This is a genomic window from Rhizobium sp. JAB6, from assembly GCF_003024605.1.
Lineage (GTDB): Bacteria > Pseudomonadota > Alphaproteobacteria > Rhizobiales > Rhizobiaceae > Rhizobium.
In genome coordinates this window covers 586,771-600,225 of the sequence record NZ_PYJQ01000009.1, presented here as the reverse complement: position 1 = coordinate 600,225, position 13,455 = coordinate 586,771, and the positions used below count along the sequence as shown (strand labels likewise).

The 13,455-nt window shown below is 62.5% G+C and carries 13 protein-coding genes; 4 read left to right on the top strand and 9 right to left on the bottom strand.

Features of this window, described 5'->3' with window-relative positions; genetic code table 11:
- Positions 1-23: 23 nt before the first annotated feature.
- Genes C7U61_RS12880 through C7U61_RS12860 form a run of 5 tightly spaced genes read right to left on the bottom strand, consistent with a single transcriptional unit; the run spans position 24 to position 7,305 of the window.
- The gene (locus tag C7U61_RS12880; protein WP_106998446.1) at positions 24-446 is read right to left on the bottom strand and encodes a GNAT family N-acetyltransferase; all 423 of its coding nucleotides are present in this window, start codon (positions 444-446) and stop codon (positions 24-26) included.
- A gap of 2 nt (positions 447-448) precedes the next feature.
- A complete protein-coding gene (locus tag C7U61_RS12875) occupies positions 449-2,521 on the bottom strand; it encodes a hypothetical protein (RefSeq protein WP_106998445.1) in 2,073 nt (690 codons plus the stop codon).
- Position 2,522: 1 nt separating this feature from the next.
- A complete protein-coding gene (locus C7U61_RS12870; protein WP_106998444.1) occupies positions 2,523-5,348 on the bottom strand; it encodes a DUF4159 domain-containing protein in 2,826 nt (941 codons plus the stop codon).
- Complete coding sequence (locus C7U61_RS12865) at positions 5,345-6,265, bottom strand: DUF58 domain-containing protein (protein WP_106998443.1); 921 nt, start codon at positions 6,263-6,265, stop codon at positions 5,345-5,347. The genes C7U61_RS12870 and C7U61_RS12865 overlap by 4 nt, the downstream gene beginning before the upstream one ends.
- 26 nt (positions 6,266-6,291) lie before the next feature.
- Positions 6,292-7,305, bottom strand: a complete 1,014-nt coding sequence (locus tag C7U61_RS12860) for a MoxR family ATPase (RefSeq protein ID WP_106998442.1) — start codon at positions 7,303-7,305, stop codon at positions 6,292-6,294.
- Between the two features lie 167 nt (positions 7,306-7,472).
- On the opposite strand from C7U61_RS12860, the gene C7U61_RS12855 reads away from it, so the two are divergent.
- Genes C7U61_RS12855 through C7U61_RS12845 form a run of 3 tightly spaced genes read left to right on the top strand, consistent with a single transcriptional unit; the run spans position 7,473 to position 9,981 of the window.
- Positions 7,473-8,096 carry a DUF1285 domain-containing protein gene (locus C7U61_RS12855; RefSeq protein ID WP_106998441.1) on the top strand — a complete coding sequence of 208 codons (624 nt, stop codon included), beginning with the start codon at positions 7,473-7,475 and terminating at the stop codon, positions 8,094-8,096.
- Positions 8,093-8,728, top strand: a complete 636-nt coding sequence (locus tag C7U61_RS12850) for a CoA pyrophosphatase (protein ID WP_106998440.1) — start codon at positions 8,093-8,095, stop codon at positions 8,726-8,728. Before C7U61_RS12855 ends, C7U61_RS12850 begins: the two co-directional genes overlap by 4 nt.
- Positions 8,725-9,981, top strand: coding sequence for a CCA tRNA nucleotidyltransferase (locus C7U61_RS12845; protein WP_106998439.1), 1,257 nt, complete (start codon positions 8,725-8,727; stop codon positions 9,979-9,981). Before C7U61_RS12850 ends, C7U61_RS12845 begins: the two co-directional genes overlap by 4 nt.
- Before the next feature lie 42 nt (positions 9,982-10,023).
- On the opposite strand, the gene C7U61_RS12840 is transcribed toward C7U61_RS12845, so the two are convergent.
- The 3 genes from C7U61_RS12840 to hemF form a co-directional block, all read right to left on the bottom strand.
- Positions 10,024-10,209 carry a DUF1059 domain-containing protein gene (locus C7U61_RS12840; RefSeq protein ID WP_075851104.1) on the bottom strand — a complete coding sequence of 62 codons (186 nt, stop codon included), beginning with the start codon at positions 10,207-10,209 and terminating at the stop codon, positions 10,024-10,026.
- 124 nt (positions 10,210-10,333) lie between these two features.
- Positions 10,334-10,612, bottom strand: a complete 279-nt coding sequence (locus C7U61_RS12835; protein ID WP_106998438.1) for a hypothetical protein — start codon at positions 10,610-10,612, stop codon at positions 10,334-10,336.
- 184 nt (positions 10,613-10,796) lie between these two features.
- Positions 10,797-11,708, bottom strand: a complete 912-nt coding sequence (hemF, locus tag C7U61_RS12830; protein WP_106998437.1) for an oxygen-dependent coproporphyrinogen oxidase — start codon at positions 11,706-11,708, stop codon at positions 10,797-10,799.
- A gap of 171 nt (positions 11,709-11,879) precedes the next feature.
- On the opposite strand from hemF, the gene C7U61_RS12825 reads away from it, so the two are divergent.
- A complete protein-coding gene (locus C7U61_RS12825; protein WP_181315861.1) occupies positions 11,880-12,140 on the top strand; it encodes a hypothetical protein in 261 nt (86 codons plus the stop codon).
- An 84-nt stretch (positions 12,141-12,224) separates the two neighbouring features.
- Here C7U61_RS12825 and C7U61_RS12820 read toward each other — a convergent pair whose 3' ends face one another.
- Entirely contained in the window at positions 12,225-13,382 is a 1,158-nt protein-coding gene (locus C7U61_RS12820) for a hypothetical protein (protein ID WP_245410790.1), read from the bottom strand.
- Positions 13,383-13,455: the final 73 nt, after the last annotated feature.

Here is a 13,455-nt window from a genome sequence, read left to right as displayed (position 1 = left end):
AGCAGACTATCGCCCGGTTTCCATCAGCGGGGCGATAGTCTTTTCTGCAGAAAGTAGCGGCTGCGCCCGACGGGAAAGTCCGGCAGCTCGCCGAAGATCGCATAGCCCTGCCGTTGATAGGCTTTCAGCGCCTGCGGATTGAAGGTGTCGATCCAGGCGCCTTGGCAGCCTCGTGCGCTTGCTTCCGCTTCCGCCGCCTCCAGCAGCTTTCCGGCCATGCCCTGGCCGCGCAGGCTTTCGGGCACGAAGAGCCATTGCGTGAACAGCCATCCCCAGGCCGTGTAGCCGGAAATCCCGCCGATGGTCCTGCCCGTATCGTCGCGGATCAGAACGGCCAGGGATTGCCGGCCGGACGGGCCGACATCGGCGGTATTGAAAGCCGTCAATCCCTCGTTGATGGCCGCAAGGTCGCTTTCCAATGGCATATCGGTCACATCGATCTTCATCGTCACCGTCCTTCGCGCCACCATGTGGCGGAGAAAGCAAAGAGGAGGGCGGCAAGGCCGGCAAAGCCCGCAAACAGGGGCAGACTATTGATCCCCTTCAGCACGGTTTCGTCGGTCATGCGGATAGTCAGGCGCTGGCCGTCGGCGACGCGCACGGCGCCGTGCACCGGCAGAACCTGCGGCACCGTCACGCCGCCATTTGCACCGGCAACTCGGGTGACGAGACCCTTGGTCTTCTGTGCGAGCGGTTTAAGCGTCTCGGTAGTGGAAATCATCGCCTTGAATTCCGGGGCGTCAATGGCGCCGATATGAACCAGCGTCGACAGATTGGCGCTGGCGATCTGATAGAGGCCGATCTCGCCCATATGTTTCTCCGCCTGATAAAGGCCCGGCTGCGTCTGCTTCAGCGGCAGGGTCTCCGTCTTCCCCGACGGCGTCTTGATCGTGGCGGGACCGGGATCGCTGCCGATCGTCTGGCGCGTTACCTGCAGCGTGCGCCCGGCGGCATTGGCCGTCAGGGCTTCCTCTTCCAGCGCCGGCTCCTTGAGCAGCCAATGGGCAATACGGCGGTAGAGCGACACATGCGGGCCGCCGCCTTCGAAACCGCGTGCCCAGAGCCAGCCTTCGTCCGAGAGCAGCATGGCGACACGTCCCTGGCCGACGCGGTTCAGCACCAGCAAGGGACTGTTGTCGGCACCGACCATCACGGTCTGGCCTTGAGGTCTTTCGACATCGACGCTGCGGAACCAGCGGCCCCAGTGCGGCGGCTCGGTTTCGGAACCATCCAGCCCGCGCGTCACGGGATGTTTTTTGCCCTGGTCCGACAGGCGCGGGTAGAAGGCCTTCTCGATCATCTGGCCCGTCGGCTCGGCCGGCAGTACCGAGGCAAGCGGCGTCAGTGCGATCGAACTGCCGCCGGCATGTTCGGGACCGGCCGCGACCAGCAGCGCGCCGCCATTTTCGACATATTGCGCCATGTAATCATAATAGATCGTCGGCAGGACGTTCTGGCGGTCCTGATAGCGGTCGAAGATGATCAGATCGAAAGAATTGATCTTGTCGACGAAAAGCTCGCGCGTCGGGAAGGCGATCAGCGACAATTCGTTGATCGGCGTACCGTCCTGCTTGTCCGGCGGACGCAGAATGGTGAAATGGACGAGATCGACCGATGCGTCAGATTTCAAAAGGTTGCGCCAGGCGCGCTCGCCGGCATGCGGTTCACCCGAAACGAGGAGAACGCGCATGTTCTGGCGGATGCCTTCGATCAGCTGGACCGTCTGATTGTTGATGCCGGTGACTTCGCCAGGCACTTCGGCGACTGCGAATTCGAGGACATTGTTGCCGGCGCGCGGCACCTTGAAGCTGAAGGGCGTGTCCTGACCGGGCGTGGCCTGCAGCGTGGCGACCTCGTCGCCGTTCATCTTGACCGTCACCGCTGCGGTGCCGCCGGGGCTCTTGCCGTCGTCGACGACCCGAAAGACGAGCTGTTGCTCGTCATTGACGATGCCGAAGCGGGGTGCGCGAACGATCTCTATGCGGCGATCGAATTCGTCCGGCTTGCCGGTGATCAGCCCATGGATAGGCGCGTCGAAGCCGAGCTGCTGGTTGACGCCGGGAATGTCGTGGATCTGGCCGTCGGTCAGGAAGATGGCACCGCCGATGCGGGCGGGCGGCACGTCGGCGATCGACGAGGACAGGGCGGAGAAAAGCCGTGTCGATGGCGATTCCGATTCCGCCGGATCGCGGAATTCCACAATGCGCGGCTCGATGCGGGGGAATTGCGCCAGCCGATCCTTGAGCATCGCGAGCGCCTCATCCGTCATCTTCGCACGTTCCGGCGTCTGTTGGCTGAGGCTGCGGTCGACGATGATGGGAACGATCGTCGACAACTGATCCCTGTCCTCCTGCATGAGCACGGGATTGGCGAGTGCTGCCAGCAGGGCGATGCCCGCCAAGGCGCGTATCCAGCCGCCGCGCAGGCGCCTGTAGATCGCCAGCGCAGCGATGGCGAGCGTCAGCACCGCCAGAGCGGCAAGCACGGGCCAGGGGAGGAAGGGGGCAAAACCGATATTCATATTATTGCCCCAAGCGCTGCAGGATATCGGGAACGTGGACCTGATCGGACTTATAGTTTCCGGTCAGCATGTACATCATGATGTTAACGCCGGTGCGGTAGGCATATTCGCGCTGGGTCTCGTCCGGGGGCACGGTTGGCAGCAGCGGCGAACCATTGTCGCCCACGGCCCAGGCACCGGCAAAATCATTGCCCGTGATCATGATCGGCGTCACCCCGTCGGAGGTGGCGACCGCATTCGCGTCGCGACGCGCATCCTGGCGCGCCTCCACCCAGAGCGGGCTGTCCGCATAGCGCCCGGGGAAGCTCGACAGCAGATAGAAGGACTTGGTCAGCACATGGCCGGCAGGCACCGGCTCCAGGGGAGGGATGTCGAGATTGGCAAGGATCTGCTGCAGCCTCTGGCCGTTCGGGCTCGGCGACGACGTGTCGCCCATCGTGTCGATGGCATCGCGCGTGTCGAAGAGCACGGTGCCGCCGTTGCGCATATAGGCATCGATGCGATTGATGGCGTCATTGGACGGCATGGCTGCCGTCGCGGAAATCGGCCAATAGATCAGCGGATAGAACGCGAGTTCATCCTTTGCAAGATCCACACCCACCGGGGGGCCGGGTTCGAGCGTCGTGCGATAGGTGAGATAATCGGAAAGGCCGGCAAGCCCGCGCTCCGAAATGTGATCGACATCCGTTTCGCCTGTCACGACATAGGCAAGATGCGTCTTGTCCAGCCGCGAAAAGATGGTGTCGTCGCCCGGTTTGGAATCGTCGGCGAGCGCACCTGTGGGATGAAGGAACATGGCGAGCGAGGCGGCCAGCAGCAGCATTGCCGCACCCCCCGCGATCGTCTTGGCCGGTCTGCCCAAGCGCGGGAGGGCGCCGTTCATGAACAGGACGATGATGCTGTCGGCCAGCAGGATAAGAAAGGCGATAGTGAAGAGGATCGGCTTTGCCGACCAGGCCTCGCCGCCGATCAGGCCCTCGCGTGCAACCGCACTGGCTGCCGAGGCATCCAGCGGTTTGAGCGCTGCGCCGCTCGGCAGGGTATTGAGTGCGGTGAAGCCCTCTTCGGAACCATAAAGACCAGGCGGGTTGTCGAAGCTTGCGACGGGAGTTCCCTTGCTGCTTGGTTCCAGCGGGCGGGCGCTGCCGATCTCGCTGGTCAACACGCCCTTGGCGGTCAGGAGCCGGTAGGGCGGCATTGCTTCACTTGCCTTCGACGCCCCTCCTTGCCCCGGCGCGACGCCGCCGGCGCGCGACAGTTGGACGATGCGGCGCAGCATCTCGACGAAATCGCCTGATATCGGCAGATCGGACCATTGCGGCTCGGCGCTGACGTGGAAGAGCACGATGCGGCCGGCCCGCATCTGCTTTTCTGTGACGAGCGGTGTGCCATCGGCGAGGCTTGCCCAGGTGCGCTCGGCCAGATCCGGCGTCGGCTCGGCGAGAACCTGCCGCTTGATCAGGACATCGTTCGGCTTCGGCATGCCGGCAAAGGGGCCGAACGATGGGAAATCGGCAAGCGGCTGCGGCTCGGCCCAGGAAAGAGCGCCGCCGAACGTGCGCTCGCCCTGCCGCAATGTGACGGGGACCAAGGGATCGTCGGCCGGTGCCGCGGCAAGCCGTGGTCCGGCAAAGCGGACGAGCGTGCCGCCGTTTTCGATCCACTTCTGCAGCGGCGCGTAGGTTTCCTGCGGTAGGCGGCCGACATCGGCCATGATGATGACGGAGGGATTGCCCGCAAGCAGCTGGGGGATCGCTTTTGCAAGATCGGCGCTGTTGGGCTGAGTCAGATCCGCATAGGGCTGAAGGGCGCGCTGGATATAGTAGAGCGGCGACAGGATCGGCTGGAATTCGTCGGCGGCCTGGCCGGAGAGGAGCGCCACACGGCGGCGGCGAAAGCCGTCGTCGAGCAGGTATACGCTGCCGGCGCTTGCCTGACGGTCGATGCTGATGCGGGCGAAATCATTGCGCATTTCGAAGGGAGCGGCGATGGAGCCGGTTGCAACCGTCTGCCCGCCCGCGAAGTCAAGCGAACCGGCGGCGATCGGCCGTCCCTGATTGTCCTGCGCCGTCAGCCCGAGGTGCATCGGGCCACTGCCGTTCAGCCGCGTGGCGGTGACGGTCATGTTGCTGGCGGTATTGGCTGCGCCGGTAATGGCAACGATGTTTTGACCGTCTCCCTCAATGAGCCGCAGCTCGCTTGGCTGAAGCGCGGCAAGCCGGCTGACGATATCGTCCTTGTCCCTGCTCTCGACGCCATCGGAGATGAAGGCAATGGTGCCGGGCTTGCTGCCGTTGAGCGCAGCCTTGACTGCGTCGGCAGCGCGTTGGCGATCCGGCACCAGCGGTCTTGGGTTCATCGCATGCAGCTTGTCGCGGGCCGACGTCGCGGCACCCGGCGTTGCATCGTTGCTCTGCTCGGCGGTGAAGGCGATCGAAACGGGGATGCCCTTGGCATCGGCGTCGTCGATCAGCGCGTCGGCGGTGCGCACGCGGCGCTCCCAGTCGGAGACGCTCGCCCAGCTATTGTCGATCATCAGCACCAGCGGGCCGCCGCTCGAGAGCGTGTTGGTGCGCGGATTGAACATCGGATTGGCGATGGCGAGAATGACCAGGGCGGCAAGCAGCATGCGCAGCAGCGTCAGCCACCATGGGCTGCGCGCCGGCGTTTCCTCGCGCTTCAGAATGCTTGCCAGAATGCGAAGCGGCGGGAAGACTTCGGTGCGCGGCTGCGGGGGCGTCAGGCGCAGCAGCCACCAGATCGCAGGGAGCAGAAGGAGCGCTGCCAAGATGGCAGGCGATGCGAATGCGAAGGAGAGGCCGCTCATGGCTGCCCTCCAGAAGCTACCCTCGCGGGCATGCCTGAGAGATACATATGCACGGCCACCAGGGCTTCGGAAGCCAGCCGATCTGTGCGGTGACTGAGGAAGGTCCAGCCGAGCTGACGCAGCGACTGGCCGAGATTTTCACGCCGTGCGAGATAGGCGCGCTGATAGTCCTCGCGCAGGTTTTCCGCGCGGCCGGCGATGAGCTTCGAGCCCGTTTCGGGATCGCTGAATTCGGTGCGTCCGCTATAGGGAAAGAGTTCTTCGGCGGGGTCGGCAACCTCGATTACGTGGCCCCGCAGACCACGACGGGCCAGCGGCCCGATCCTGCCCATGACGCTATCGGCATCATCGAGAAAATCGCCGATCAGCACGATATCGCTCCAGCCGCGGATCATTGATGTCTGCGGAAGACCGCCTTCGAGCGGTGTATGCATCAGGGCTGCAGCAAGACGCTCGGCGGCGTTGCGAGTCGAAACCGGCTCCATGATGCCAGGGCAGCCGATGCGTTCGCCGGAGCGGGAAAGAATTTCCGCCAGCGCCAGCATGAGGACGAGAGCGCGGCCCTCCTTGGACACATGGCCATAGGTAGACTTATACATCATGGATGGCGACAGATCCGCCCAGAGCCAGATCGTGTGGGCGGCTTCCCATTCATGATCGCGGATATAGGTATGATCGTCTCGGGCCGAACGTCGCCAGTCGATGCGCGACAGGCTTTCGCCTTCGGTATAGGGGCGGAACTGCCAGAAATTCTCGCCGATGCCGCGCTTGCGCCGACCGTGCCATCCGGCAATCACAGTGTTGGCGATGCGCTTGGCTTCGACTAGGCAATCGGGCACGAGGGCGGCGCGGCTGCGGGCTCGGGAGAGGGCATCGTTGCCTGAGGTCGGTCTGACGGTCTGTCCGATGGATGCCACGCGCTATACTCTCCTCGACATCCGCATCATGATCTCGACTGCTTGACCAGCCCTGCAATGACATCCCGCACGGACATGCCTTCGGCGCGAGCTGCAAAAGTCAGCGCCATGCGGTGTTCCAATACAGGTTCGGCAAGCGCATGAATGTCGTCGATCGACGGAGCAAGCCGGCCTTGATAGAGCGCGCGAGCGCGGGCGCAGAGCATCATTGCCTGACCGGCGCGCGGGCCCGGACCCCAGGCGACGTGCTTGTCGGTCGAGGTATTGCCTTGACCCGGGCGAGCCGAACGCACGAGCGACAGGATCGCATCGACCACACCGTCGCTAACGGGCATCTGGCGGATGAGCTGCTGAATTTCCAGAAGGCGCTCGGCGTCGATGACAGCCTGCGGCGTCGCTTCGCTCAAGCCCGTGGTTTCGAGCAGGATGCGGCGCTCGTCGGCAAGCTCGGGATAATCGACGTCCACCTGCAGCAGGAAACGGTCGAGCTGGGCTTCCGGCAGTGGATAGGTGCCCTCCTGCTCCAGCGGGTTCTGCGTGGCGAGAACGTGGAAGGGGGCAGGCAGGTCGTACCGCTGGCCGGCGATCGTCACATGATATTCCTGCATCGATTGCAGCAGGGCGGATTGCGTGCGCGGCGAGGCGCGGTTGATTTCGTCGGCCATCAGCAATTGCGCGAAGACCGGCCCCTTGACGAAACGGAAGGAGCGGCGGCCGGTTTCATCCTGGTCCATGACTTCGGAGCCGAGAATGTCCGACGGCATCAGATCCGGCGTGAACTGCACGCGATTGGAGGCAAGACCGAGGACCGCGCCGAGCGTGGTGACGAGCTTCGTCTTGGCGAGGCCCGGCACGCCGACCAGCAGGGCGTGACCGCCGGCAAGCACCGCCAGAAGCGTGTTTTCGACGACGCTTTCCTGACCGAAAATGACCTTCGATACCTCTGCGCGGACGCGGGCAATATCGCTGAGCGCCTTTTCGGCGGAGGCGATGATGGCCTGCTCGTCGAGGCTCGTTTCGGTCGATTTGATCATGCCCATTTGCGTCTCCAATGGCAGAAAAACGGTGCGCGCGATTCGCAGACGTTACACATTTGCCTCATAATCAATACAACTTATCGCCAGCAAGACCGCTGACAAGCACGTTTCAAATGACTATCTCGTGAGAACTGTCATATTCCTGACTAACGACCAACCGGGACAGAAGAATGGCAACCGAGGAAATCAGGACAACGGGCGATGCCGCAAGCCTGGCGGCGCTGATTTCGCGCGCGGCCGGCGATAGCGGCGGTTCCAAAAAGGGTCTGCCGCCCGTCGATCGCTGGAATCCGCCGTTCTGCGGCGATATCGACATGGAGATCCGCGCCGACGGCACCTGGTTCTATCTCGGCACGCCGATCGGCCGCGCGCCCTTGGTGCGGCTGTTTTCCACAGTTCTGCGCAAGGACGAGGATGGGAAGACCTATCTCGTCACGCCTGTAGAAAAGGTAGGCATTCGCGTTGTCGATGCGCCTTTCGTGGCTGTCGAGATGAGCGTGACGGAGCGCGAAGGCAGACGAGTGCTGACCTTCCGCACGAATGTGGGCGATGTCGTCGAGGCGGGCAGGGATCATCCAATCCGTTTCGTCATCCGCGGCGAGAACGACGAGCTGAAGCCTTATCTGCATGTCCGCGGGCGGCTCGAGGCTCTGGTGACGCGTGCGGTCATGTACGATCTCATCGAGCTCGGTGAGTCCGTCGTGATTGCCGGGCGCGAGATCTTCTGCGTGCGTTCCGGCACCTCTATCTTTCCCGTCATGCCGGTTGCCGAACTGGATGCGCTCACTCGATGAATGAATTCCCCCTTTATTCCGCGGACGAATTCCGCCGTCGCGCCCTCCATCAGAGCGGAGGGCCGGTGGAGCTTGCCTGGCGCGATCACGGCGATCATCTCCTCAACCCCGAGACCATATCGCAGGTCGCGGACCTGAAGCTCAAGGATGCCGCCGTGCTTGTGCCTGTCGTCGACAACGGCGACGATGCCAAGGTCATCTTCACGCTCAGGACATCGACCTTGCGCAAGCATTCCGGCCAGATCGCCTTTCCGGGCGGGGCTATCGATCCGGAAGACGCGTCGCCGGAAATGGCGGCGGTGCGTGAGGCGGGCGAGGAAATCGGGCTTGCCGATATCTTCATCGAGCCTGTCGCGCGGCTGCCGCATTATCTGGCGGCGACCGGATTTCGCATCACGCCCGTTCTTGCCGTGGTGAAGCCGGGCTTTCATCTGGCTCTCAATCCCACCGAAGTGGAGGATGCCTTCGAGGTGCCGCTCTCCTTCCTGATGAACCCCGACCACCATGTGACCGACACGATGCTTTGGCAGGGGACGGAACGCCATTTCTATCGCATGCCCTATGGACAGCGCATGATCTGGGGCATAACGGCGGGTATCGTCCGCACGCTTTATGAAAGGCTTTATAGATGACGTCCGTTGCCGATGAGGCCTGGTTTCGCGATGAGGCATTGCAGCGGGTGCTGACGCTGCTCGATGCCGACGGCGGCGAGGGGCGCGTGGTCGGCGGTGCCGTCCGCAACAGCCTGATGGGATTGCCGGTCGCCGATATCGACATAGCCACAACTCTCCTGCCGGAAACGGTCGTGGAGAGAGCGGAGGCGGCCGGGATCAAGGCGGTGCCGACAGGTATCGCGCATGGCACGGTTACTCTGGTGATCAATGGAAAGCCGTTTGAGATCACTACCTTGCGGCGGGATGTTGAAACGGACGGACGGCGTGCCGTAGTGGCCTTCAGCAGGGATTGGCAGGCGGATGCCGAGCGGCGGGACCTGACGATCAATGCGCTCTATGCGTCTGCCGATGGCGAGGTGGTGGATCTCGTCGGCGGGCTTGCCGATCTGGAACGCCGCAATATCCGCTTCATCGGTGATGCTGCGACGCGGATTGCCGAGGATCATTTGCGTATCCTGCGCTTCTTCCGTTTCTTCGCTTATTACGGCAGCGGCCGCCCGGATGCGGATGGTCTGCGTGCCTGCGCCGCCGCAAAATCAAAGATTTCAATGCTCTCGGCCGAGCGCGTCTGGTCCGAAATGAAGAAACTGCTGTCGGCTCCGGATCCCGGCAGGGCGCTGCTCTGGATGCGCCAGATCGGCATTTTGACCGAAGTGCTGCCGGAAACCGAGAAGTGGGGGATCGATGCCATTCCCGGGCTGATGGCCGCTGAGAAAGCGCTCCATTGGCCGGCGGAGGCTCTGCTTCGTCTTGCCGCCATCGTGCCGCCCGATGTGGCAAGGCTTGCCGAGCTTGCCGAGCGCCTGCGCCTCTCGAAAGCGGAAGGCGCCTACTTGCAGGCCTGGGCGAGCGCACCAACCGTCAAGGACGATATTTCGGAAGCGGGCCTCGACCGCCTGCTTTATCGCCATGACCCGACCGGTATTGCGGTTCGCCTGAAGCTGACGCTGGCTGCTGCGCGGAGCAAGGCGGAAGGGGATTTTGAGGAGATGGCGCGCGTGGCGCGCCTTGGGAAATTGCTGGAGCGTGCCGCAAACTGGAAGAAGCCCGCTTTTCCGCTCAATGGCGCGGATGCGCTTGCTGCGGGGGTCAATGCGGGACCGCGCGTGGGCGAGCTTCTTGGCAAACTCGAACAGGAGTGGCTGGACGGGAATTTTGCAATGAACCGGGCGAGCCTTCTCGCCCGACTCAAGGACTTGGCCAGTGCCTGATCCCGAAGCCTGATCCGCGGGACTGACTGGCCGGGCTGCCGATCAGGCTGCGTTGGCCTCGTCGCGAATCCGGGCCTTGATATTGTCGACCATGTTTTCGCGGATGATGGTTTCGCCATGCGCTTCGCGCATGTGCTCGACCGCACGGCGAACCACCTCGGCGTCATCCTTGGCGCGGGTGTGCCAAGCGCAACCGGGCACGAGCGTACCACATTCGAACAGTCGCATATCTTCCTCCTCATCTTCAACGGATTCTCGCCCACAAAGGACCTGATGGCCTAAACGCAACGAACGAGAAAAGGTTTCTGCCGTCCGGCAAGTCTCCCGCTTGCCGGCGGCCGCCTTCCGGACATCAATCCGGCATCGCCCAGGATTTGAAGCAATCCGAAGATTGATATCGGGTGATAGACGCCTGCTTGGCCGCACGATCGGCCGCGAAGCGAGCGATATCGCTTGGAGATTTGCCCGCCAACTGCATTCTCACCTGCTCTATGAAGCAGGAGAGGGGCAGATCGGATCCACTGCGGGTCCGCATATCCTCCGCCAGCCGGATGATGAACTCCGGGCTATCGACCGTGCGCGATAGTTTCTGTTCTTTCGACGCTTCCGTGACTTGTTTCTCTGCTGCCATTACAACCTCCTCCGATCGAACGAGCATTAGGTCACTTAGGCACTCCTCCCGCTGATTTCAGGGCATTGTCCGATCATTTAATGTTGAACGGTTCAAGCGCATCGCGATCTTTCAATCGTTTGCTGCGCTTGAGGTTTCCCATAGGTCGCGATCGCAAAATTTCCGCCCTAGTATGCGACGCGCTTCAGGGCCAACGCACCACCGGCGGCAGAGACGATAGGATCGACTCCACGTTGCCGCCTGTCTTCAACCCGAATATTGTACCTCTATCGTAGAGCAAATTGAACTCCACATAACGTCCGCGGCGAATTAATTGCTCGTCACGGTCTTCTTCCGTCCATGTTTCATTGAAATTGGAGCGGACGATGCGCGGATAGACCATCGTGAAGGCACGACCGACATCGCGGGTGAAGGCGAAATCCGCGTTCCAGCCGCCGGCTTCCTCCGTCGAATGCAGCCAGTCGAAGAAGATGCCGCCGATGCCGCGCGGCTCGTTGCGATGCTTCAGAAAGAAATATTCGTCGCACCAGCTTTTGTATCGCTGATAGTCGGCGACGGCATGACGATCACAGACGATCTGCATGGCGCGGTGGAAGAGGGCGCTGTCGGGATCTTCCTGGGTGCGCCGGCGATCGAGCACTGGTGTCAGGTCGGCGCCGCCGCCGAACCATTGGCTCGTCGTCACGACCATGCGAGTGTTCATATGCACCGCCGGCACATTCGGATTGACAGGGTGGGCGATCAGCGACAGCCCCGAGGCCCAAAAGCGGGGATCTTCCTCGGCGCCGGGAATCTGGCTGCGAAAGTCGGGGGAGAATTCGCCATGGACCGTCGACGTATGGACGCCGACCTTTTCGAACACGCGGCCTTCCATCATCGACATGCGGCCGCCGCCGCCCTGACCCTTGTCCCTCTGCCAGTCCTTAGCGACGAAGCGGCCCGGTTCCTGGTCGGAAAGCGGGCCGGTCAGCTCGTTTTCCAACTGCTCGAATTCCGCGCAGATCGTGTCGCGCAGGCCTTCGAACCAGTGCCGTGCGGCCTCTTTCTTTTCTTCAATATCCTCGGGTAATCCCTTGGGAAGATTAGGTCGTTCCATTCACGCTCTCCGACGGTGCGAGCAGCCGGCGGCCCGCGATTCGCACCGCATGTATCGTGATTTGGAATATCAGCAAGATTGCGGCGCAGCCAGTGCTGCAGCGCCGCAGGAGAATCGACTCGCAAATTTCACAATGCGGTATTATGTTCCCTCTCTCAAAGGCGAGGTTTTATCATGAAGATACCTGGACCGCCGCCCCTGGATGGGTTGAGAAACAGAATATTCCGCTACCGGCAGGATCATCCTGCAGGCGGGAAGAGCGAATTTGTTCGCGAGACCTTTTGTCTCAGTCGCCCCGAAGCGCGGGAAAAGGCCCGTGAATGGTTCGATGAATTCCCGAAAGCCGCTTATTGGACCGAAGTCGAAAGCTGGCGTCAGGTCGACGGCGATCGTATCGAGTTCACCATGCGGCGCCTGCCATCGGCGGATTGAACTGGAGGCATCGCGAGTGCCGCGATCGACCAGGCCGAGACACGGTCTCGTGCCTGATAACCGGCCTGGCGTATCGTAGCCTGCTCAATGCGGCGTCGGTGATCGTGGATCATCCAACGAGCCGGATGCGGGAAGCTGAATTCCTGGCCTGGCGTCTGCGGAGAAAGCTTTCCTGACTTTCTCGATCGTGACCGCGTTTTCGCCGCCCAGTCCCGCGGGTGTAAGCGGCTTCGTCTCTCGTGTTGCCGACGGCTCGGTCGCGACGTCGGGATTTGCCGTTCGATGTTCTCCAGCCTTCTGATCTGCGGCAAGGGGAGATGCCGCCAGGATCTCCATTAGCGTGACGGTCACCGGCAGATGGCCGCTCAAATCAGTATTGGTATGATGCCATGCCTGCGCAACGCGCCGATCGGCATGAATGAACGCTCGGGAGTTGATCTCGCCGAACCAGTCCCATTCGCCGATGACGTCGACGACGTCGGTAAATATTGGCGGCATGGCGATACGCGTGCCGATCGTCACGATCTTCATTTCCCGCGCCAAATCGGCGACCCGCACTCCGTCCTGTTTCCAGAGGTTATACAGTGCGGCTGACAGCACGAGATTTCCCTTGGAATGGCCGGTCAGCAGACGGAAGGAGAGGCGAGGGTCGGCAAGAAGCGCCTGCACGGTTCTCGTGTCGAGGCTGGTGCGAGCCGCCGCCGTGTCAGTCTGCGCTCCGACCTTGGGACGGCCGGCAAGATCGTCCAGACTTTCGAGAAAGGGCCGTAGACCCCGCATGTGACCGAAGAAAAACAACCCGCCGAGTGCCTCGGTGATGACATCGGCGATACCATAGCCGGAGACGACGACGGCGACCGGCGCGTCGATCGCATCGGCCACGTTGCGGGCGAAAGCGGCGGCCCCGAGTGCCGAACCGCCGATGCCGGCGGCTGCGAGCGCCCGTGTCTCAGTGCCGCCGCGCAGGACGAACTCATCGATGGTTTCGCAGAGGGTGAGCGCCCCGAGGCCGCTCGGCGGCACGATCATGATCGCGCCCTCGGCGGCCAGCGAGTCGCTGATATAGAAGGCTTCCTCCGGCGTGATGACCTTGACGTCGTAGAAGAGCGCGTCGAGGGCGACATTGCGTTGGCGCAGGCCTTCGAGAGCGAGGTTGCGCACTGGGGAATGCTGCAGCCGTTCGGGCAGGCTCAGCGTGCGTGCGAATTGCGTCAGGGAAAGCGTGAATGCTGTCTGGAACATGGGTCACCTCGCCAAGGTCGCCTGAGTTAGAGCATTCCAAGGCAAAGCTTCTCACACTTTATCCGGCCTGCCA